Source organism: Pseudomonas sp. JZ114 (assembly GCF_051027705.1).
GTDB lineage: Bacteria > Pseudomonadota > Gammaproteobacteria > Pseudomonadales > Pseudomonadaceae > Chryseomonas > Chryseomonas luteola.
In genome coordinates this window covers 1,239,734-1,260,524 of the sequence record NZ_CP069256.1, presented here as the reverse complement: position 1 = coordinate 1,260,524, position 20,791 = coordinate 1,239,734, and the positions used below count along the sequence as shown (strand labels likewise).

Below are 20,791 nucleotides of genomic sequence, written 5' to 3'. Positions count from 1 at the left end.
GGCGATTACTCCGCCTCCTGTCCGCGGGAAAAGATCCGAATCACCTCATCCAGGTGCGCCCGCATGGCGGAGCGTGCCTCTTGCGCATTGCGGGCCTGCAATGCCTTCAGTACACGCAGATGCTCGTCCTCAGAGCGATGGGGCATGTCCTCAGGGGTATAGTGTGCCTGCAAGCGCTGAAACATCGAGCCATAGCGGTGCCCCAGCAGATGCTGGATCATCAGGGTATAGGCCGGATTACCGCTGGCCTGGGCGATACGGATATGAAACAGGCGATCGCCGGGATGGGTCGTCGAGCCCTCGCGGTTGTCCTGCACATTGCGCTCATAGGCCGCGTGAATACCGGCCAACTCTTCCTCGCTGGCATTGATTGCAGCCAGGGCCGCCGCTTCCGGCTCGATCAGCTGCCGCGCCTGAAGCAGCGAGAACGGCGGGATCTCAGCATTGAAATCCACCTGCACATCCAGCTCTGGATCAGGCCCTATCCACTGGCCGCGCGCCGCCAGCTCCATCACCGGCGCATCGTCCGCCGGGCGCTGGGCGCCAGCACAAACCAGTACGCCGTTACCAACCCGCACATCTACAAGGCCGATGACCTCCAGCGCGATAAGTGCCTCACGTACCGAGGCCCGGCTTACACCCATTTGCTTAGCCAGCTCCCGCTCGGCCGGCAGGCGACTCCCAGGAGGAAATTCGCCACTGTCGATCAGGCTGCGCAGCTGATCGGCGATCTGACGATAAAGCCTTGGATTTTCAATTGCTTGTATTGGCATCACGTATCCCACTGGTATACATCGCGTCGCTTGCGCTACAGAAAAAACTTGCGCAGCCGCTGACTCACTGCTAAACCAGAGGACCAATGGCCTGACCATTAGCCGCTCGATATGCCCCCAGCATAGCAGCGGTTAACGCAAGCGGGTCATCCATACGAATAATAAAAACAGGAGGCTCTCATGTCCGTTGCTGGAAAACGTGTCCTCGTCACCGCCGCTGCTCAAGGAATTGGCAGGGCCAGCGTCCTGGCCTTTGCCGAAGCGGGCGCTGACGTCATTGCGGTCGATATCAACGCTACCGCCCTCGCCGAGCTTCCCAATGTCCGTACCCATGTTCTTGATGTCACTCAGACCGATGCTATCCAGGCACTTGCCAGTGAGTTAGGCGCTATTGATGTGCTCTTTAACTGCGCCGGTTACGTGCACAGCGGCACCATTCTCGACTGTGATGAAGAGGCCTGGAAGTTCTCCTTCGATCTGAACGTTACCGCCATGTACCGGATGATTCGTGCCTTTCTACCGGCCATGATCGAAAACGGCGGCGGCTCGATCATCAACATGTCCTCGGTGGCGTCCAGCGTAAAAGGCGTCCCGAATCGCTTTGCTTACTGTGCCAGCAAGGCTGCTGTTCTCGGCCTGACTAAATCCGTAGCGGCTGATTTCGTCGCCAAGGGTATTCGCTGCAACGCCATTTGCCCCGGCACGGTCGACTCGCCTTCCCTGCGCCAGCGTATTGCGGCGCAAGCCCAGCAGGAAGGCCGAGCCGAAGACGAGGTCTATGCTGCGTTTGTATCCCGCCAACCCATGGGCCGAATCGGCAAGCCCGAGGAAATCGCTGCACTGGCGCTCTATCTGGGTTCCGATGCCTCAGGCTTCACAACGGGCACCATCAACGTAATCGATGGCGGCTGGGTCGCTTAAGACCACCGCACACCAATTTATCGCACAAGGAAACCGCTCATGAAATTGCTGCGTTACGGGGAAAAAGGTCAGGAGAAGCCGGGCCTGCTGGATGCTCAGGGTCAGATTCGTGACCTCTCTGGCCATATTGATGACATCGCCGGTCAGGCCATCACGGCTGAAGGACTCGCCACGCTCAGGAACATTGATCCGAGTAGCCTGCCCGTTGTGAACGGTTCCCCTCGCCTCGGCCCCTGCGTCGGCCGTGTCGGCAAGTTTATCTGTATCGGTCTTAACTACGCCGACCATGCGGCCGAGTCTGGGTTGGATGTACCGAAAGAACCGGTCGTGTTCAACAAGTGGACCAGTGCCATCTGTGGCCCGAACGACGACGTAGAGATCCCGCGTGGCTCCACCAAGACCGATTGGGAAGTTGAGCTGGGCGTGGTGATTGGCAAGGCCGGGCGCTACATCGACGAAGCCAACGCCATGGATTATGTAGCGGGCTATTGCGTAATCAATGATGTATCCGAGCGTGAGTGGCAGATCGAGCGTGGCGGCACCTGGGATAAGGGCAAGGGATTCGACACCTTCGGCCCGCTCGGCCCCTGGCTGGTCACCAAAGATGAAATAGCCGATCCGCACGCGCTCGACCTCTGGCTGGAAGTGGATGGCAAGCGTTACCAGAACGGCAATACCCGCACCATGGTGTTCAAGGTGCCGGAGCTGATCGCCTACCTGAGCCGCTGCATGAGCCTGCAACCGGGTGACGTCATTTCCACCGGCACCCCGCCTGGAGTGGGGCTGGGCATCAAGCCCGAACCAGTCTACTTGAAGCCCGGCCAGGAAATGCGCCTGGGCATCGCGGGCCTGGGCGAGCAGAAGCAGCGCACGGTTCAGGCTGACTGAAACCATGCCTCTCGGGTGATTGGGACGTTTAACCGCGTCGCACGCCCGGAGAAGCGCCCGCTCAACATGCGCTCTCATATGAAGAGCTTTTGAGCGGGCCTCCAACACAGCGTTGACAAGCCCGGCATCAAGGGCTTCCGGAGAGCCGATATGACAATAACAATCACCGGTCTTCGCGTAGAGGACATTCGTTTTCCTACGTCCCAGGCATTGGACGGGTCGGACGCCATGAACCCCGATCCCGATTACTCTGCCGCCTATGTGATTCTTGAAACCGACCAGCCTGGGCTCGAAGGCCACGGCATGACCTTTACCATTGGCCGGGGCAACGAGATCTGCTGTGCGGCCATTCAGGCACTGGAAGGTCAGATCAAAGGGCTTGATCTGGAATGGATCACGGCGGACATGGGCCGCTTCTGGCGCCACATGACCAGCGACAGCCAACTGCGCTGGATCGGTCCGGACAAGGGCGCCATCCACTTGGCGACCGGTGCCGTCGTGAATGCGGCCTGGGACCTGTGGGCCAAGCAGGTTGGCAAGCCGGTCTGGCAGCTGGTCGCCGACATGTCGCCGGAAGAATTCGTACGGTGCGTCGACTTTCGCTACATCACCGACTGCATCACACCGCAAGAAGCGATACAACTGCTCACGGAGCGCGCCAAAGGCAAGGAAGAACGCATCGGCCTGCTCAAGGCCCATGGCTACCCCTGCTACACCACCTCTGCCGGCTGGCTTGGCTATCCGGATGACAAACTCCGCCGCCTCTGTCAGGAGGCCATTGATGCAGGCTTCTCTCATGTAAAGCTCAAGGTCGGCCGTGACCTTGAGGACGATATCCGCCGCGTCACCATTGCCCGTGAAGTGATAGGCCCTAACCGACACTTGATGATCGATGCCAACCAGGTTTGGGAAGTCAACGAGGCCATCGATTGGGTAAACAAGCTGTCGTTTGCCAAGCCCTGGTTCATCGAGGAACCCACCAGCCCGGACGACGTAGAAGGTCATCGCGCGATCAAAGAGGGTATTACCCCGGTCAAGGTGGCTACCGGCGAGATGTGCCAGAACCGCATCCTGTTCAAGCAATTCATCATGCGTGGCGCCATCGACGTGGTACAGCTCGATGCCTGCCGCCTGGGTGGTTTGAACGAAGTGCTTGCTGTGCTGCTCATGGCTGCCAAGTACGAGCTACCTGTCTGCCCCCATGCCGGCGGCGTTGGGCTGTGCGAATACGTGCAACATATCTCGATGATCGATTACCTGTGCGTGGCAGGCACGCATGAAGGGCGCGTTGTGGAGTATGTCGATCATCTTCATGAGCATTTCGAAGACCCCTGCGTCATGAAGGGCCCCGCCTACCTGCCGCCCCAGGCATCAGGATTTTCGATCACCATGAAACCGGCCTCGCGCCAGCAGTATCGGTTTCCCCGTAACACTTAGCGGCAGGTTGAGGAGAGGGCCTACCCTTTTACTCAACGAGCATATCGGAGGGACCAGCCTCACCGATCCCGCCGCCCACTGCTTTCAGGAGACAATAACAATGACACGCCCTGAAGTACCCCGAATCGACGCACATCAACACTTCTGGCATTACGAGCCGGAACAGTACCGCTGGATCGATAACAGCATGTCAGTGTTAAAGCGCGACTATCTGCCCTCGGATCTCGAGCCGCTTCTTAAAGAACACCAGATGGCGGGATGCATTGCCGTTCAGGCCCGGCAATGCGAGGAGGAGACTGACGCACTGCTGGCGCTGGCTGCGAAACATCCGTGGATTGCCGGCGTTATTGGTTGGGTAGATCTACAAGCGCCCAACCTGCTTGAGTCGCTCGATCGCTGGCAAGGCCAGCCGCGCCTGCGTGGCTTTCGCCACCAGATCCAGGACGAAGCGGACCCGGATGCCTTTCTCGCCGACACCGCATTCAACAAGGGTGTGGCCATTATTCAGGCCCGCGGCTACCTCTATGAAATCCTTATCAAGTCCCCCTCGCTCAAGGCCGCGTACGCCTTTGCCCGAAGGCATGACCGGCAGCCTTTGGTGCTCGATCATCTGGGCAAACCCGATATCGCACACGGCAACCTGCAAACCTGGGCTGAGCAGCTCGCGCCACTGGCCGCCCTGCCCCATGTGTACTGCAAATTGTCCGGCCTGATTACCGAAGCTGGCTGGAAGACCTGGCGACCGGACTATCTGGTCGCCTACATGAACCAGGCGCTGGAGCTGTTCGGCCCGGAGCGCGTGCTGTTCGGATCGGACTGGCCGGTGTGCCGGCTGGCGGGCGAGTACGACCATGTCCATGCCCTGGCTCAGCTGGCCATCGCGCCCCTCTCATCCGCCGAGCAATCCGCCATCATGGGCGGCAATGCAATTCGCCTGTATGGCCTTACGGTCAAAGCACAGGAGCACGCCGCATGAACCTGCATCTGGATGGAAAAGTTTTTATCGTAACCGGCGGCGGCTCAGGGATCGGCGGCGCCATTTCCCTCGGTCTGGCTGACGAAGGCGCTATCCCAGTCATTGTCAGCCGCACACCGTTGGAAGATGACTTCGCAGCCAAACTGGACGCGCTTCAGCCACAGACACTCTTTATCCAGACCGAACTGTGCGATGAAATCTCTTGCCGCGCAGCCGTCGAGCAAACCTTGACCCGATTCGGCCGCCTGGACGGACTGGTCAACAACGCCGGGGTCAACGACGGGGTCAGTCTTGAGGCTGGACGCGAGGCGTTTATCCAGTCGTTGGAAAAGAACCTCATTCATTACTATGTGATGACCCATCTCTGCCTCGACGCTCTTCGGGATAGCCAGGGCAGCATCGTCAATATCAGCTCCAAGACCGCGCTCACCGGCCAGGGCAACACCAGTGGTTACACCGCCGCCAAAGGCGCACAACTATCCCTTACTCGAGAATGGGCCGCCTCGCTGCTGGCTGATGGCATCCGGGTGAATGCAGTCATCCCAGCCGAGGTCATGACGCCTTTGTACGAGAACTGGCTGAACACCTTTGAGGATCCTAAAGACAAACTGGACAAAATCGTCAGCAAGATTCCGCTGGGCAAGCGCATGACCACTCCCGAGGAGATTGCGGACACGGTCGTCTTCCTTCTATCACCTCGCGCTGCCCATACCACCGGGCAATGGCTCACGGTCGATGGCGGCTATATGCATCTGGACAGGGCACTCACATGAGCACTCGCTACTGCATGGCGCTGGACCTCAAGGATGACCCTGCGCTCATTGCCGAATACGAGCAGCTGCACGCGCGTATCTGGCCCGAGATCACCACCCATCTGCGTAACGCCGGTGTGCAGGACATGCAGATCTACCGCCTCGGCACGCGCCTGTTCATGATCATGGATGTCAGTGCTGACTTCAGTGTAGATGCCTTCGAAGCCGCCGCCGCGGCCAATCCCAAGGTGCAGGAATGGGAAGCGCTGATGTGGCGATACCAGACACCGACACCCTGGACGCCGCAGGGCAGCAAATGGATTCCGATGCAAAAAATCTTCGCGCTGGCTGAGCAACCGGCCCCGGATTAGCCACGTCCTGCTTGATGTGTGAGCGCTCTGGAAAACAACAATAACTGGAGTCATTCATGTCTACGCTTACTGCTCCGCTCGCCACTGCCCTGACCAAAAGCCGCCGCCGGATCATTCCCTTTGTGGCCCTGATGTTTGCCATGGCCATTATCGACCGTTCTAACGTTGGGTATGCCAAGCTCGCATTGCAGGCCGACACAGGGATCGGCGATGCAGCCTTTGCTCTCGGCGCGGGAATCTTCTTTATCGGCTACGCGCTTTTCGAAGTTCCCAGCAACCTTATCCTCCACCGTATCGGTGCACGGATCTGGTTGAGCCGAATCATGGTCACTTGGGGCCTCGTCTCGGCTGCCATGATGTTCGCTCAGAGCGAGACGTCCTTCTATATCCTCCGCTTTCTGCTCGGTGTAGCCGAGGCAGGCCTCTCGCCAGGTGTCGTCCTGTATCTCACCTACTGGTTTCCCCACCGTCACCGCGGTGCGGCGTATGGGCTCTATTACTTCGGAGTGCCGGCCTCGCTGCTACTGGGCGGCCCCGTATCCGGTTGGCTGCTGGAAATGCACGGCGTATTCGGCCTGCGCAACTGGCAATGGATGTTCGTGGTGGAAGGACTACTTGCCTCAGTCATTGGCGTGATTGCGTTTTTCTACCTGCCGAACCGCCCGCGGGATGCACGGTGGCTGACCCGGGACGAGAAAACGGCACTGCACAAGGCTATCGAACAGGAAGAGACAGACAAGAAGGAACATAGCCCTTCCTCCTGGAAGGCAGCCCTCGTCAACCCAAAGGTCATGTACTTCGTACTGATCTATTTCACTATCCAGGTAAGCGTTTATGGCGTCCTGTTTTATCTTCCGGCGCGCATCGCTCAGCTGCTCGGCACCAAGATCGGCTTTGAGGTTGGCATGCTGACGGCCATTCCCTGGCTATTCACCCTGGGTGCACTGTTCATGGTGACTCGCTATGCAGACCGCACCGGCAAGCATCGCCAACTGGCAGTGGCCATGCTGCTGCTCGCCGCAGTGGGCATAGCAGGATCGACGGTTATCGAAAGCATCGTGCCCGTGCTGTTTGCCTTCTGCCTCGCGGCTGCCGGCTTTATCACGGTTCAGCCGCTCTTCTGGACGCTTCCCACCCGCTACCTGGGCGGTGTCGCAGCAGCCAGCCAGCGCAATTGCCCTGATCGGTGCGCTGGGCAACCTGGGCGGCTTTCTTGCGCCCACCCTTAAAACCTATATGGAGCAGACGTTCGCCAATCCCCATGCCGGCATGTACACCCTGGCAACTGTCGCCCTGCTTGGCGCAGGCCTGCTGGCCCTCGGGGGAACGGCTATTCAACGCCAGGACACCGGTTTTGCTGTACCCACCAAATGACCTCAACGCTGCACAACGATAAGAACCACGGAGAGCTGTCATGTTAGTCAACCAAACCAGAACGGCCACACCCGTTGCCAGCCAGGAACGCTCGGGCTATCAATGGGCATTCATCCTTGTCACCAGCCTGTTCTTCATGTGGGGCCTGTCGTATGGCCTGCTGGACGTACTCAACAAACACTTCCAGGAAACGCTGCACGTCACCAAGGCGCAGTCCGGCCTGCTTCAGGCGGCGTACTTCGGCGCCTATTTTATCGTTGCCCTGCCCGCCGGGATCTTCATGGGCAAGCGCGGCTACAAGGCCGGCATCCTGGTCGGGTTGTGCCTGTATGCATTAGGTGCCCTGCTGTTCGTTCCGGCAGCGTCTTCAGCCAGCTTTGCCATGTTTCTTTTTGCCCTGTTCGTAATCGCCTGCGGTCTGGGCTGCCTGGAAACGGCAGCCAATCCCTATGCCACGGTTCTGGGCGATCCGAACGGAGCCGAGCGCCGCCTCAATTTCGCCCAGTCTTTCAACGGCCTCGGTCAGTTCACCGGCCCAATCCTGGGCGGCACCCTGTTCTTTTCGGCCACCAACAGTGCAGGTACCGCCTCCTCCGACAGCCTGGGCTCGGTCAGCATGATTTATGTGGGTATCGCAGCGCTGGTTCTGATGATTGCCGTGCTCTTTGCCAAGACCACTCTTCCTGACCTTCGCAATCAGGAGGAAGCCGTGGCCCGGCAGGACAGCCGCACACTCTGGCAGCACAAGCATTTCGTTGGCGGCGTCATCACCCAGTTTTTCTACGTGGCGGCGCAGGTAGGTGTGGGTGCCTTCTTTATCAACTACGTGACCGAGCACTGGTCCGACACTTCCAGCCAGTCCGCGTCGTTCATGCTGTCTATTGCCATGCTGTGCTTCATGCTGGGCCGTTTCTTCAGCACCTGGCTGATGGGATTCATCGCGCCGGCTCGTCTGATGATGATCTATGGCGTGATCAACTTTTTCCTGTGCGGTCTGGTGGTGGCCGGATTCGATGGCATTGCCGTGGTGGGTTTAATCGCCGTGTTCTTCTTCATGTCGATCATGTTTCCCACCATCTTTGCGCTGGGTGTGAAGAACCTCGGCCCACACACCAAGCGCGCCAGCTCCTTCATGATCATGGCTATCGTGGGTGGCGCGATCATGCCCTACTTCATGGGCCTCATTGCCGATATGAGCAGCACTGCGTATGCGTACTCGCTGCCCATGCTTTGCTTTGCCCTGGTGATCTGGTACGGCGCCTCGCAGCAGCGCAGCGCCTGACCACCGAGCGGGCCAGGTACGCCTGGTCCGCTTCATCGCCTCCTTACTGCCTTTTATCTCTGCTCAATCGGTTGAACGGCTCAAGCACGGTCCGCCTGCTGGATTTATCCGCCTGGTCTGGATACCCTTATGTAACGTGAAATTCATCACGCACCTTCAACGTCAGTACCGTCGTTTCGAGTCCTGCAAGGAAGCATCATGGGCACACACGACCGCGGTCAACAGCAAGACGATGGGCACAAGCCCATGCTTGTGCATGAACCAAATCCTGTCACCCGACCACTCAAGCGCCGCCGTACATTAACCTTGGCTCAACTTCTGTGGCTGGCGTTGCTGCTGTTTGCCAGCCTGCTGGCCTGGAATGCGCTGGAGGACATTGAGCAGCTGCAAGCCCCTGTCACGCTACTTGAGCCCGCTGACGGTATCGATACTCCCCCTTCGGCCCAGGGTCTTGTCGATCTTTCGCTGGATCAGACCGAAATTGCTTCTTCTGCTGACCTGACCTGTATGCGAAGCGACGGCGAGATCGATGACTCGATCATTCGCTGTCATCTGGGAAAGCCACCGTACCCTCATCAAGGGGCGGTCCCCAGAGCCTACCGCGCCCACCATGATCACCTGCCACGGGCGCTCGTCTATCCGGCCGACCCGGTACGGGAAAGCGAGCAGCACTGGGTTGAGGCATGGGGCAGCAGTGAAAGCTATCTGGCGGCCTGGGAAATTGTTAACAACCGCATCGACGACACCAGCGTATGCGGCAACTACCGCAAGGATTCGGTCGGCTATAGCGAATGCCGCAAGGGCGCCAAGGAATATTTCAGACAAAAGTGCCAGGACTGGCGCGTCCGCCACGATAAGGATGAGCAGAACAAAAGCAAGTGGATGGAAGAACGGTACTGCTCGGCCAAAAGCCATTTCGATCCGATGGGCTAACACCGCCTAACACGTCAAGTCCGTCTTATAAGCAGAACCCGTTCACCAATTCGGCTGATCCCGCTCGCCACGCTTTCCAATCCCCTATATACGGTGCGCCGACTGACCTCTGGTTGCAGGTCGGCTCTACTCCATTTGAGCTCATAGGGAGATCTCATGCTCAAGCGTAACCCCGCGGTTGCCCTGTTTTTCACCCTGATATGCGCCTGCCTACTGTCCGCCTGCTCCAACGAAGAGGCGCAGCGCAAGGCATTCATTGAATTCCTGCAAACCCGCATCATCGATAAGCCCGGCGTACACGTTCCGGTTCTTCGGGACGAAGACAAGAACCTCTTTGGCGAATACAGCGCCCAGTATGCGGCGATGCAGCACTTTCACGAGTCCCTCAACAAGCGAACCGAAGACTCGCTGACCACGGCGATGAAGCAGATGAACATCAGCTCGATGGGACAGGCTATTCAGCGCCGCGAGGATATTCAATCTGCCCAAAAAACACTGAACGAGCTGCCGGCGCTGATCAGCGAAGAACAGGCGAAGGCGGATGAAGCGCGTAAATCCTTCAAGCAGCCGGAAGATCTGAGGGCTGTCTATGACAAGGCCTATGATCGAGTTGTCACCCAGCCGGCCGAAGCCATGAAAAACATGATGCCGGTTGCCAGCGAGACCCTGACGGCAACGCTCGAAGCGCTTGACTACATCAATGCCCATCAGGACGTGATCAAGGTCAACGGTGCCATGATCGAAGTATCCGACCCCGCTATCCAGAAAGAGCTGAACACCCGTCTCCAGGCCCTGAACACCAAGGCCCAGGCGACCATGCAGGCTCAACGCAAGATGGTAGCGGTCGTTTACGGTCGCGGATAGGAAAGTCGGTGAAAAAAGGCTGGACAGCGGTTTTCTGCCCAGCCTTCTCATGGATCAACTGGGGACAAGCGGAGTATCCGGATCAATCACGTCAGGGTTATCGGTCACGTCATCCGGGTGATCAATGATCCCATCAGGCCCTACTGGCTCATCGGGCCAGGGCGACTCCTGGCCACCGCCTGGGTTGATCGGGCTTGGATCCATCGCGTGAATGGACGCCAGCAGTTCATCACTCATAATGCACCTCGCATTCTTATCTGTTAATGAATGTTACTCTGTTGGATAGCCGTTCACGGCAAATGTTCGAGCCAGACGCCTGTCACAAAAAATTCATTAATTTATCAAGCCGATAGAATATTTATCGCATTAAGTTTTTTGCTATTTCAACGACACAGTGACGAGTACCTCCCTCTCTCGAGACACTGTGATGCTTAACCGTTCCCTGCGTGCTCAAGTTCTTGCCCTGCTCTGCGGCAGTCTCTTGCTGCTCATGGCTATTTCAATCGTTTCCTTCAAATTTCTTTCCGGGAGCGTTCAACGCTATCAAGGTCTTCTGGCCAATGAGATCCGTAATGTTCTACTGATCGACGAAGCCAACCTGAACTTTAAAACCCAAGTTCAGGAATGGAAAAACGCCCTCTTGCGCGGCAAGGATGACGCCAAGCGCGAAAAACACTGGAATGCCTTCCAGGCAGAAGAGCAAAAGGTTCAGGCACTGCTGTCTGACCTGAGCAAGCAACCGTGGTCAGACAGCTCTATCGCACAAGCCATTCAAAGCCTGGAGACCGAGCACAAGACGCTGGGTACAGCCTATCGCACAGGTTTCGAGCGCTTCAGGGCTGCCGGTTTTGACCCAGAGGCAGGCGACAAGGCTGTTGAAGGTATCGACCGTAGCGCCACCGCCCAGATGGCCGATCTTGTCACCAAACTGCACAAGCACAGTGACGAACTGTCCGCCCAAATTAGCGCGCAGGCTGACACCACCTTCCTGACAGGCCTGATCGCCTTGATTGGGGGCGGTATCGCCATCCTCGTTATCAGCCTGTGGCTGGTCAATCGCCGCCTGGTCGTACCGATCAGTGAGCTCATCGGCCATATCAATCAGCTCAGTCACGGCAACTTCAGCGTAAATATCCAATCCAGCCGCCAGGATGAACTCGGTCGACTGGCGGGAGCCGCCAGTATTCTGCGTAACTTCCTGTCCGATACATTCACGCGCCTCAAGCAGAGCACCCAGGACCTGGACTCTGCCAACCGTGACCTGAACGCCATTGCCAACCAGATGGCTCAGGGCAGCAACGAGCAGTTCTCCCGTACCGATCAGGTGGCAACGGCCATGCATGAAATGTCGGCTACTGCCCAAGAAGTCGCACGTCACGCAAGCGAAGCCTCCCTTGCTGCTACCGAGACCGATCAGGCTGTTCAGCGCGGAAGCGTCGTCATGCAGGGCACCATCAAGACCATTGTCGACATGAGCGACGAGATTGCCGGTACGGCCTCTGTCATCAATCAGCTCGAAGAAGACAGCGTGCGTATCGGCAAGGTAATGGAAGTCATCCACGGCATTGCTGAACAGACCAACCTTCTGGCGCTTAACGCGGCCATCGAAGCCGCCCGCGCCGGTGAGGCCGGTCGCGGATTTGCGGTTGTGGCCGATGAGGTCCGTAACCTGGCGCGTCGCACAGCCGACTCGACCAACGAGATCAACCAGATCATTGCCAACGTTCAGACCGGCACTGCCAATGCGGCCAAGGCCATTCAGAATGGTCAGAGCATCAGTGAGCGCAGCGTCACGCAGGTGAAGGAAGCTGGCGCGATTCTGGACACCATCTCGGTCTCGGTCGACGCGATGCGCGCCAAGAACATCCAGATTGCGGCAGCAGCGGAGGAACAGACATCCGTCAGTGAAGACATTGCTCGTAACCTGACTGAAATTACGGCCATTGCCAGCGCCAACCAGGCCCAGGTTGAAAAGACGCAAGACGCTGCGGTGCACTTGCAAAACCTGTCCCAGGGACTGGCCGAGCTGACCAAGCGCTTGGGCGCAGCCTGATTGACCTACAGCCATCCGCCCCCTGCAGGCGGATGGCTGATTTCAGGTAAAAGCCAAACGTGCCATTCGTCCCTACCGCGAACGGCTTTCCCGTGGACTACTCTAAATTGTCTTTAGCGGGAGCCCTGGCATGAAAAATCTCCGGCATACCGACAGCGCACACGTTACGCCTAGCAAAACCACGCCTTTACCCTTCCGCCCCGGCCCGCTTGTGTGGGGCTCCCTGGCCGTCGCGGCATCAGCCATGCTGGTCCGCCATTACAGCCGTCAAGCGGAAAAGCAGCACCCACCGGCAGGCACGTTTATCAAGGTGGATGGTATCCGGCTCCATTACGTCGAATACGGCGAGGGACAGCCCCTTGTGCTTCTGCATGGCAACACGACCATGGGTACTGACTTCGAGTTGAGCGAACTGGTCGAACACGCAGCCCGCACCTATCGGGTCATCATCTTTGACCGTCCAGGGTATGGCTACAGCGAGCGCCCGTCGTCTATTGTCTGGGGTCCGCTCGAACAGGCCCACTTGTTCAATCGAGCCTTTGCCGCAATGGGTATCGACTGCCCTATCGTTCTCGGCCATTCCTGGGGCGCATTGGTGGCCATGGCGCTGGGGCTCAACTTCCCGCAGTCTGTCCGAGGCCTTGTGCTGCTGTCCGGCTATTATTACCCGACCGTTCGCCCTGACATTCCCATGGCGGCTTTGCCGGCCATCCCCGGTGTGGGTGACCTCATGTGCCACTCCGTTTCACCGCTACTGTATCGCAGCATATGGCCACTCATGATGAAGCGAATGTTTGCGCCCGCCAAAGTGCCCGCCCACTTCAAGCGGTTTCCGCCCTGGATGGCCTTTCGTCCTGTGCAGCTTCATGCCAGCGCAGCCGAAATAGCCCTGATCATTCCCGCAACGCTACAACTCAAGGAGCGTTACAAGACGCTGACAGTACCTTCCATCATCATGGCGGGACGCGAGGATCGGCTGGTTCATACCCATGTGCACTCGGGCAGGCTGCATACCGAGTTGCCGGAGATGGATTTCCGTGTCATCGAGGGCGCCGGGCATATGCTGCATCACTTGGCACCGCAGGCAGTACTCGACGCTATTCATACCCTGGCCGAACAGACACCGTCGGGTTGAACCTGTCTGGACAGTATTCATGAACAGGCGCCGGGCTCAGGTAATATAGGCGCCTTTTCCTGTAACGCGACGCTCAATGAACTCGATACCAGCCCGCATCATCTTCTCCAGCGCCCTGCTGCTCCTGGCTTATACCGCCTTGAGCCATACCCGCCTGGGCACGCTGCTCATCCCTATTCGTGACGCACAAACGCCCGACAATCAGGTGGTGCTGACCGTTGCTGTTGCGACCTTCGTATTGGTAGTCATGCAGATTGCCGCCTGCGTTCCCCTGGGCTTTCTGAGGGATCGCTTCTGGGCCAGCGCAATGGCGTGTGTCCTGCGAGTGCCGTCGTGGCTATTCACTTCTATCAGTGCGGTCATGTGCCTGAACGAAGCGCTGGCTAATCCTGCCTATTGGGCACCCTGCCTTGCGTACGCCGCCGCAGCGGCCGTGATCCTGTGGCAGGACTATCGGTTGCTCAAAAGCGCTCGTGTCAGTCCTCGCGCCTGAAACCGTCGGGTCCTACCTGCTAGTTATGCTTTTAACGTCAGTCTGAACGGATAATCACGCAACGTAAGGCTTTGCTGATCTTTTGAAACAACTCCGCCTCGCAGGCAGTTGTCAGAACGGGGCACTCTCGCGTTCCATCCCTCGGACAGACCTACACGTGAAGTGTCAGAGATAAACAAGTCATAGGGGATCTCAGACGCAATGACCGCTACCGAAACCCGCCGCGCCCTTCTGCTGATCAATAAACGCGCCCGCCGTGGGAGTGAATCCTACACACCTATCGTTGAAAAGCTCAGCCAGGGCGGAATAACCGTAGTCGAACCTACCGGAGGGGAAAACCTTTCCATCAGCGAGAAGATGAGACAGGCTAAAGGATGCGACCTGATCATTGTCGGCGGCGGCGACGGCACGTTGAACGCCGCAGCTCCCGCCCTGATTGAGGCTGGCCTGCCCGTCGGCCTCCTGCCGCTCGGCACTGCCAACGACCTGGCCAAGACACTGAATATTCCTCAGGATCCGCTCGAGGCCGTCGACATCATTGTGCGGGGGCAGCTGCGAGCCATCGATGTAGGCGTCGTCAACGATCATGTCTTTCTCAACGTCGCCAGCATTGGCTTCAGTGCCGATCTGGCTAATCAGCTGACCGCGGATATCAAGAAGAAATGGGGCAGCCTCGGCTATGGCCTGACCGCCTTTCGGCTACTGCGCCGCTTTCGCCGTTTCACCCTGTATATCGAACATGACGGACAGGTGGAAAAGGTCCGAACGGTCCAGGCATCCGTGGGCAATGGCCGTCACTATGGCGGTGGCATGACGGTGGAAGAATCCGCAACCGCCGACGATGGACGCCTGGATTTCTATAGCCTTGAGGTCAGGCATTGGTGGGAACTGATCGCATTGCTGCCCAGCCTGCGCAAGGGCACCCATGGCAAGGCAGATAAGGTCAGGGCGTTTCAGACAACCGCTATCCGACTGAACACCCGCAAACCCATGCCTATCAATACTGATGGTGAGCTGACCACCTACACGCCCGCTCTTTTTTCTATCAAACCCAAAGCGCTCAGGATCTATCGTCCGTAGAGCGTACCTATCGAACCATGGGTGAAAGAATCGGAAACACTCGCACCTGCCTTATTCAGCTTCAGTTAAGCCCAACCCCCGTAGGCTATACGCTCAGAATTTTGAACCTGACCTAACATGCAGAACGCTCTCTCCTCCAAAACGATGGCAACGGCCTTGGCCTGCTTGCTAGTGGCAGCCGCGATAACCGCAGGTGCCCAGCAGCGCCTGTTTGAGCAGGTCTGGTTCCGTCTGGAACAGCGCTTTAGCTCCGAGGAGGCCCAAGGACAAGCCCTGTGGTTGCCTGACTACCATGTCACAATCGATGCCAAGCCACTGGGTAATGACGAAAACATGTCAGCGCTGACCTTCGACGCCAGCCGCCAAACGCTTTTTACGGTGACCAACAAGGACTCGCACCTTATCGAGCTTTCGCTCTCCGGTGATGTACTGCGTCGTATTCCGCTCCGGGGTTTCGGTGATCCGGAAGCGATCGAATACGTTCGTCCCGGCGTCCTCCTGATTACAGAGGAACGTAACCATCGTCTGATCGAAGTGCATGTCAATGATCAGACCCAGGTCATCGATATTGCCGACCCAGCCAATGCCAAACAGTTTTCACTCAGCGCGGCGGATAATAATAACAAAGGCTTCGAGGGCCTGGCCTACGACCCCAAGGAGCAGCGCCTTTTTGTTGCCAAGGAAAAGGACCCGGTCCGCATCTTCGAGATCAACGGCTTTTTGACCGCCTCGCCCGACCAGCCGATCGACATCGACGTGCATGTCAACGCACAGCGCGACCGGGATTTGTTTGTGACCGACCTGTCCAGCCTTCACTATGATACGAGTACAGGCCATCTGCTGGCCTTGTCTGATGAATCTAAGATGATCGTGGAAATGGATGCCAACGGTAAGCCGGTCAGCTCCTTCAGCTTGAGGGGTGGTAATCAGGGGCTTGCCAAGGATGTTCCCCAGGCTGAGGGCATGACAATGGATGATCAGGGCAACCTGTATGTGATAAGTGAGCCTAACCTGTTCTACGCCTTCAAGAAGAAGTCATAGGCCTAGTCGAGCTCTTTATCCGCAAGGCTCTGGTGAGCCTTGCGCTGCCGGGTTACGCTGTATGGCGTTTCCATCCTGCCCGTGCCCTGAATGAAAGTCACCCTCGTTACGTATCTGGTTCGCTACCCGTCTGCAAGCCTGTTACTTATCCAGCTATTGGGCATCGTGCTCTATCCCTTCATGGAGAACATGCCGGGTGGGCGAGCCGTCTTTGGTGCGTTTGGCGTCATCGTACTGGTTGCTGCCCTGCGTATGGTTCGCCGCAGTCCAATGCTCCACTCGATTGCCTTCATTCTGGCCGCGCTCATCCTGTGCTTGGCTATCGTCAGCGAGATCTGGCCCAACCAGGCCGTTACGGTTGCCTCCGCCCTGCTGGAAGGCGCCTTTTACTTTTACGCAGCCGCCAGCCTGATTGCCTACATGATGGAGGATCAGCGCGCATCGACCGATGAGCTGTTTGCCGTAGGCGCAACCTTTACTCTGCTGGCCTGGGCGTTTGCCTATGCCTTTACCGTTTGCCAGTTGCTTCTGCCAGGCAGCTTTACCGCCATGCAGAACCCTGAGGCACCACGGACCTGGATGGAACTGCTGTTCCTGAGCTTTACCACGCTTTCCGGCGTAGGGCTGGGTGATGTTCTGCCTATTTCACCGCTTGCCCGCGGGCTGGTAATGCTCGAAGAGTTTGCAGGCGTCATGTATATCACATTGGTAGTGGCTCGCCTGATCAGCCTGACAGTCATCAAACGCTAGAACCAACCGGTCGCCCCTTGCAAATGACAGTCCGGCTTTTAGCACCTGACACACCGATAGCCCATCGATATCATCCCGCCTACATACCTGTTACCCAGACAGGCCGACGGTTGGGCAGCCGGCGTGATAGACAGTCTCTCAAGTGCTGGATAGACTGGGTCGTTCACCAATCCCCTTCCTTTCCAACGTCATCCATTCGTGACCTGATCGTGAGCGAAGCTGTGCCTGTGTGCTGCTACTCATGCAAGGCATTGGCCCCTACCGCCAGGTACCTGGCGTACCGCACCCTTCTTTTTATACCGGCATGACTACCATCGAAAACGAACATCTGCGTCTGCGTATCGCCGAACTCGAAGCCGAAAATACGGCGCTCAAGGCCGTTGCCGAAACGACTCACCAACAGAACCAGCGCCATCGGGATATTCTGAACAGTGCTGTCGATTTTGCGATCATCACAACCGACCAGTGCGGTCGCATTACTCACTGGAACTCTGGTGCAGAGCAGGTCTTTGGCTGGACAGCCGAAAGTATACTAGGGACCTCTATCAATCGCCTCTTCACCGTAGAGGACCAACTTCAGCAGCGCGCCGAATGCGAGATGCAACGCGCCCTGGAAAAAGGTCGCGCCAGTGATGAGCGTTGGCACCAGAAAAAGGACGGCGCCCTGTTCTGGGCTAATGGCGAGATGATGCCGCTCCGGACAGCTGATGGAACCCACCTGGGTTTTCTGAAGATCCTGCGCGATCAGACCCGGCAGCAAAAAGTGATTGAAGCTCAGCAGGCCGACGCCGAGTTCCTGCGCAGCGTGTTGGCCTCCTCTGACGACTGCATCAAGGTGCTCGACCTTGACGGCAAACTGCTTTACATGAGCCCAAACGGCCAGGACGCTATGGAAGTCAGCGACTTCAATGCCATTGCGGGTTGCCCCTGGCCGACCTTCTGGCAAGACAAGGGGAGCCAGGAAGCCAAAGAGGCCATGACGCTGGCCCGCGCGGGTCAGGTTGGCCGGTTTATCGGGCAGGCCAATACCCTGGCAGGAACCCCTAAGTGGTGGGATGTACAGGTCACGCCTATCCTCGGCTCTCATGGGAGGCCTGAAAAGCTGCTCTCCATTTCGCGGGACATTACTGCGAATCACTCTATCGAGAATGCGCTACGCATCTCTCGCCAGATGAACAGCCTGATTCTCAACTCGAGTCAGGATTGCATCGTGATCATGGATCTCGAAGGACATACTCAGTTTGTGAGCCCCGGCGGTATAGAGTCCATGGAGATTACGGACCTCTCTTCCGTACTGGGCAAGCCGTGGCTCCGGGTATGGAAAGGCGCGGATCTGGAGGCGGCACGCAACGCCATCGCAAGTGCTCGTGCCGGAGGGACAGGACGTTTCCAGGGCTACTGCCCTACCCACACAGGCAAACCCAAGTGGTGGGATATTGCCATTTCCTGCATACCAGGCGCAGACGGCACGCCTGAAAAACTGCTCTCCATTGGCCGCGACATCACCGAACGCACCCGTGCTGAGCTGGCGTTGAAGGAAAGCGAAACCCGCCTGGCTTCCATTTTCGACGAAGCCTCGGTAGGCCTGTCCGAGATCAGCCTCGACGGCCGCTTTCTACGGGTCAATGACGAGCTCTGCCGCCTGTTGGGTCGCTCTCGCACAGAGATACTAAGCACAACCGCAAAGACCGTTACCCTGGCTGAAGACCAGCCCAGGACGCTCGAGGCGCTTCAACATGTCCTGGCCACCCGACAGCCGACTCGCCTCGACAAGCGCTACCTCCGACCCGATGGCACTATCGTCTGGGCCAATAGCAATCTGACCTGTCTGAACGATGATGAAGGCAATCCCCGCTCTATTATTGCCGTAACCATTGATTTCTCGGCTCGCAAGGCAGCTGAAGACCGGCTCAAGGCCAGCAAGAGCCAGTTGAGGGAGCTGAACGAGACCCTTGAGCAACGTGTCGAGGAACGTACCCGCGAGCGCGATCAAATCTGGCGCACCACGCCAGATCTGGTCTGCACCGCCAGTCCGGAAGGCTACTTTCTCAACCTCAACCCTGCCTGGAGCGAAACCCTGGGCTGGTCGGAGCAAGAGCTGAAAGCACGCCCCTACAAGGATTTTCTCCACCCAGACGACCTGGAACATACCGTGCAAACCAAGCGGCTACTCGCCAACGGCCAGGTCTTGTCAAACTTCGAGAACCGCTACCGGCACAAAGATGGCAGCTATCGTTGGTTATCCTGGAACTCCCAGCGTCGTGATGGACTGTTCCACAGCATTGCACGCGATATCACTACGATAAAGGCGCAGGCCGAAGTCCTGCATCAGACGGAAGAACGGTTGCGCCATAGCCAGAAAATGGAAGCTGTGGGCCAGCTCACCGGCGGTCTAGCCCATGACTTCAACAACCTGCTCACCGGAATTTCCGGTAGCCTGGACCTGCTCAAGACGCGCCTGACCCAGGGGCGCCTGAGCGATGTAAACAAATACATCACCGCCGCCCAGGACTCTGCCAATCGAGCCGCAGCCCTGACCCACCGATTGCTGGCCTTTTCCCGTCGCCAAACGCTCGACCCCAAACCGACCCAGGCCAACCAGCTGATCGAAGGCATGCGTGAACTGATCACACGTACCGTAGGACCAGCCGTGTGTATCACGACCGATCTCAGCGAAGCACTCTGGCCCACGCTCTGTGATCCCCATCAGCTCGAAAATGCCCTGCTGAACCTGTGTATCAATGCACGAGATGCCATGCCAGATGGTGGTCGATTACTCATTCGAACCGAAAATCGCTACCTGGATGAGACCAGCGCCCATGAGCGCGACATGAATCCGGGTCAGTACATCGTGACGGAAGTATCCGACACGGGCACAGGCATGTCGCCGGAAATCATAGAGCGTATCTTCGACCCGTTCTTTACAACCAAGCCTATCGGCAGGGGTACCGGGCTGGGTCTTTCCATGATTTACGGATTTGCCAAGCAGTCCGGCGGTCAGGTACGTTTCCTCTCGGAGCCGGGCAAGGGCACCACCATGAAAATCTACCTGCCCCGCTATGCAGGCTCGGTCGAGGCCGGTGCGGAGCAGGTTAGATCAGGGGAGGCACCGCGCACGGAAAAGGGTGAAACCGTACTTATCGTTGATGATGAGCCCACCGTACGCATGCTGATCAAAGAGGTACTCGAGGAGCTGGGCTATAGGGCAATCGAAGCGGCTGACGGCGCGTCAGGGCTTGACATACTCTCCTCTTCCACCCATATCGATCTGCTGATTTCGGACGTAGGACTGCCAGGGAGCATGAACGGCCGCCAGATGGCCGATGCCGCCCGCCATCAACGCCCGGATCTGAAGGTTCTGTTTATTACCGGCTATGCGGAAAATGCAGTAGTAGGCAATGGCAACCTGGAGGACGGGATGCATCTCATGACCAAGCCTTTTTCCATGGAGTTGCTGGCAACCCGTCTGGACACTATCCTCAAGAAGCGGTGAAAGGTTGCGTCCAAAGGAACTATCCTGAGCGCGACCCCAAGAAAATGAGGCACCAATCGCTATATGCCAATGCCCTACCGTTTTGCAGTTTGGATAAGGCGTTCTGTCACTTGTCAGAAATAAGCTAAGGTATGCACCTGAACGAGTCGGGACCTTATCGCAATCGGTGTGTCCA

At 57.7% G+C, this 20,791-nt stretch carries 18 protein-coding genes and 2 pseudogenes; 18 read left to right on the top strand and 2 right to left on the bottom strand.

What is annotated here, in order from left to right; translation table 11 throughout:
* Nucleotides 1-5 precede the first annotated feature (5 nt).
* Nucleotides 6-773, bottom strand: coding sequence for a FadR/GntR family transcriptional regulator (locus JQR90_RS05905; protein ID WP_010797507.1), 768 nt, complete (start codon nucleotides 771-773; stop codon nucleotides 6-8).
* 180 nt (nucleotides 774-953) lie between these two features.
* On the opposite strand from JQR90_RS05905, the gene JQR90_RS05900 reads away from it, so the two are divergent.
* From JQR90_RS05900 to JQR90_RS05855, 10 genes and pseudogenes are all read left to right on the top strand, one after another.
* Nucleotides 954-1,694, top strand: coding sequence for an SDR family oxidoreductase (locus JQR90_RS05900; RefSeq protein ID WP_010797506.1), 741 nt, complete (start codon nucleotides 954-956; stop codon nucleotides 1,692-1,694).
* A 39-nt stretch (nucleotides 1,695-1,733) separates the two neighbouring features.
* The gene (locus JQR90_RS05895) at nucleotides 1,734-2,582 is read left to right on the top strand and encodes an ureidoglycolate lyase (RefSeq protein WP_010797505.1); all 849 of its coding nucleotides are present in this window, start codon (nucleotides 1,734-1,736) and stop codon (nucleotides 2,580-2,582) included.
* Between the two features lie 150 nt (nucleotides 2,583-2,732).
* Nucleotides 2,733-4,019, top strand: a complete 1,287-nt coding sequence (locus JQR90_RS05890; RefSeq protein WP_312270171.1) for an L-fuconate dehydratase — start codon at nucleotides 2,733-2,735, stop codon at nucleotides 4,017-4,019.
* Nucleotides 4,020-4,119: 100 nt separating this feature from the next.
* On the top strand, nucleotides 4,120-4,995 hold the full coding sequence (locus JQR90_RS05885) for an amidohydrolase family protein (protein WP_313551916.1): 876 nt from the start codon (nucleotides 4,120-4,122) through the stop codon (nucleotides 4,993-4,995).
* Complete coding sequence (locus tag JQR90_RS05880; protein ID WP_434140640.1) at nucleotides 4,992-5,768, top strand: SDR family oxidoreductase; 777 nt, start codon at nucleotides 4,992-4,994, stop codon at nucleotides 5,766-5,768. Before JQR90_RS05885 ends, JQR90_RS05880 begins: the two co-directional genes overlap by 4 nt.
* Nucleotides 5,765-6,118, top strand: coding sequence for an L-rhamnose mutarotase (locus JQR90_RS05875; RefSeq protein WP_407363012.1), 354 nt, complete (start codon nucleotides 5,765-5,767; stop codon nucleotides 6,116-6,118). The genes JQR90_RS05880 and JQR90_RS05875 overlap by 4 nt, the downstream gene beginning before the upstream one ends.
* 56 nt (nucleotides 6,119-6,174) lie before the next feature.
* Nucleotides 6,175-7,492, top strand: a pseudogene (locus JQR90_RS05870) (MFS transporter).
* A 40-nt stretch (nucleotides 7,493-7,532) separates the two neighbouring features.
* Nucleotides 7,533-8,774 carry an L-fucose:H+ symporter permease gene (gene fucP, locus JQR90_RS05865; protein ID WP_010797499.1) on the top strand — a complete coding sequence of 414 codons (1,242 nt, stop codon included), beginning with the start codon at nucleotides 7,533-7,535 and terminating at the stop codon, nucleotides 8,772-8,774.
* Between the two features lie 198 nt (nucleotides 8,775-8,972).
* Entirely contained in the window at nucleotides 8,973-9,707 is a 735-nt protein-coding gene (locus JQR90_RS05860) for a hypothetical protein (protein ID WP_286790502.1), read from the top strand.
* 156 nt (nucleotides 9,708-9,863) lie between these two features.
* Nucleotides 9,864-10,571, top strand: coding sequence for a DUF3053 family protein (locus JQR90_RS05855; protein ID WP_010797497.1), 708 nt, complete (start codon nucleotides 9,864-9,866; stop codon nucleotides 10,569-10,571).
* A 54-nt stretch (nucleotides 10,572-10,625) separates the two neighbouring features.
* Here the strand turns inward: JQR90_RS05855 and JQR90_RS05850 are convergent, their stop codons facing one another.
* Nucleotides 10,626-10,808: a hypothetical protein gene (locus JQR90_RS05850; protein WP_010797496.1), complete on the bottom strand. Its 183-nt coding sequence runs from the start codon at nucleotides 10,806-10,808 to the stop codon at nucleotides 10,626-10,628.
* Between the two features lie 190 nt (nucleotides 10,809-10,998).
* Between JQR90_RS05850 and JQR90_RS05845 the strand changes: the two are divergent.
* From JQR90_RS05845 to JQR90_RS05810, 8 genes and pseudogenes are all read left to right on the top strand, one after another.
* Nucleotides 10,999-11,688: pseudogene (locus JQR90_RS05845) on the top strand (methyl-accepting chemotaxis protein); the annotation flags it as partial.
* A gap of 165 nt (nucleotides 11,689-11,853) precedes the next feature.
* Nucleotides 11,854-12,624 carry a methyl-accepting chemotaxis protein gene (locus JQR90_RS05840; RefSeq protein ID WP_371106383.1) on the top strand — a complete coding sequence of 257 codons (771 nt, stop codon included), beginning with the start codon at nucleotides 11,854-11,856 and terminating at the stop codon, nucleotides 12,622-12,624.
* A 130-nt stretch (nucleotides 12,625-12,754) separates the two neighbouring features.
* Nucleotides 12,755-13,759, top strand: a complete 1,005-nt coding sequence (locus JQR90_RS05835; protein ID WP_010797494.1) for an alpha/beta fold hydrolase — start codon at nucleotides 12,755-12,757, stop codon at nucleotides 13,757-13,759.
* Nucleotides 13,760-13,835: 76 nt separating this feature from the next.
* Nucleotides 13,836-14,252, top strand: a complete 417-nt coding sequence (locus JQR90_RS05830; RefSeq protein WP_010797493.1) for a hypothetical protein — start codon at nucleotides 13,836-13,838, stop codon at nucleotides 14,250-14,252.
* 201 nt (nucleotides 14,253-14,453) lie between these two features.
* On the top strand, nucleotides 14,454-15,332 hold the full coding sequence (locus JQR90_RS05825) for a lipid kinase (protein WP_010797492.1): 879 nt from the start codon (nucleotides 14,454-14,456) through the stop codon (nucleotides 15,330-15,332).
* A gap of 117 nt (nucleotides 15,333-15,449) precedes the next feature.
* A complete protein-coding gene (locus JQR90_RS05820) occupies nucleotides 15,450-16,373 on the top strand; it encodes an SdiA-regulated domain-containing protein (protein ID WP_010797491.1) in 924 nt (307 codons plus the stop codon).
* Nucleotides 16,374-16,463: 90 nt separating this feature from the next.
* Nucleotides 16,464-17,123 (top strand): ion channel, encoded by a 660-nt coding sequence (locus JQR90_RS05815; RefSeq protein ID WP_010797490.1) that lies wholly within the window; start codon nucleotides 16,464-16,466, stop codon nucleotides 17,121-17,123.
* Nucleotides 17,124-17,352: 229 nt separating this feature from the next.
* On the top strand, nucleotides 17,353-20,616 hold the full coding sequence (locus tag JQR90_RS05810) for a PAS domain S-box protein (RefSeq protein ID WP_434140639.1): 3,264 nt from the start codon (nucleotides 17,353-17,355) through the stop codon (nucleotides 20,614-20,616).
* Nucleotides 20,617-20,791 lie beyond the last annotated feature (175 nt).

Coding starts and splice junctions, on each gene's coding strand:
- JQR90_RS05905 (WP_010797507.1), bottom strand. CDS start 773: ATGCCAATACAAGCAATTGAAAATCCAAGGCTTTATCGTCAGATCGCC.
- JQR90_RS05900 (WP_010797506.1), top strand. CDS start 954: ATGTCCGTTGCTGGAAAACGTGTCCTCGTCACCGCCGCTGCTCAAGGA.
- JQR90_RS05895 (WP_010797505.1), top strand. CDS start 1,734: ATGAAATTGCTGCGTTACGGGGAAAAAGGTCAGGAGAAGCCGGGCCTG.
- JQR90_RS05890 (WP_312270171.1), top strand. CDS start 2,733: ATGACAATAACAATCACCGGTCTTCGCGTAGAGGACATTCGTTTTCCT.
- JQR90_RS05885 (WP_313551916.1), top strand. CDS start 4,120: ATGACACGCCCTGAAGTACCCCGAATCGACGCACATCAACACTTCTGG.
- JQR90_RS05880 (WP_434140640.1), top strand. CDS start 4,992: ATGAACCTGCATCTGGATGGAAAAGTTTTTATCGTAACCGGCGGCGGC.
- JQR90_RS05875 (WP_407363012.1), top strand. CDS start 5,765: ATGAGCACTCGCTACTGCATGGCGCTGGACCTCAAGGATGACCCTGCG.
- fucP (WP_010797499.1), top strand. CDS start 7,533: ATGTTAGTCAACCAAACCAGAACGGCCACACCCGTTGCCAGCCAGGAA.
- JQR90_RS05860 (WP_286790502.1), top strand. CDS start 8,973: ATGGGCACACACGACCGCGGTCAACAGCAAGACGATGGGCACAAGCCC.
- JQR90_RS05855 (WP_010797497.1), top strand. CDS start 9,864: ATGCTCAAGCGTAACCCCGCGGTTGCCCTGTTTTTCACCCTGATATGC.
- JQR90_RS05850 (WP_010797496.1), bottom strand. CDS start 10,808: ATGAGTGATGAACTGCTGGCGTCCATTCACGCGATGGATCCAAGCCCG.
- JQR90_RS05840 (WP_371106383.1), top strand. CDS start 11,854: ATGGCTCAGGGCAGCAACGAGCAGTTCTCCCGTACCGATCAGGTGGCA.
- JQR90_RS05835 (WP_010797494.1), top strand. CDS start 12,755: ATGAAAAATCTCCGGCATACCGACAGCGCACACGTTACGCCTAGCAAA.
- JQR90_RS05830 (WP_010797493.1), top strand. CDS start 13,836: ATGAACTCGATACCAGCCCGCATCATCTTCTCCAGCGCCCTGCTGCTC.
- JQR90_RS05825 (WP_010797492.1), top strand. CDS start 14,454: ATGACCGCTACCGAAACCCGCCGCGCCCTTCTGCTGATCAATAAACGC.
- JQR90_RS05820 (WP_010797491.1), top strand. CDS start 15,450: ATGCAGAACGCTCTCTCCTCCAAAACGATGGCAACGGCCTTGGCCTGC.
- JQR90_RS05815 (WP_010797490.1), top strand. CDS start 16,464: ATGAAAGTCACCCTCGTTACGTATCTGGTTCGCTACCCGTCTGCAAGC.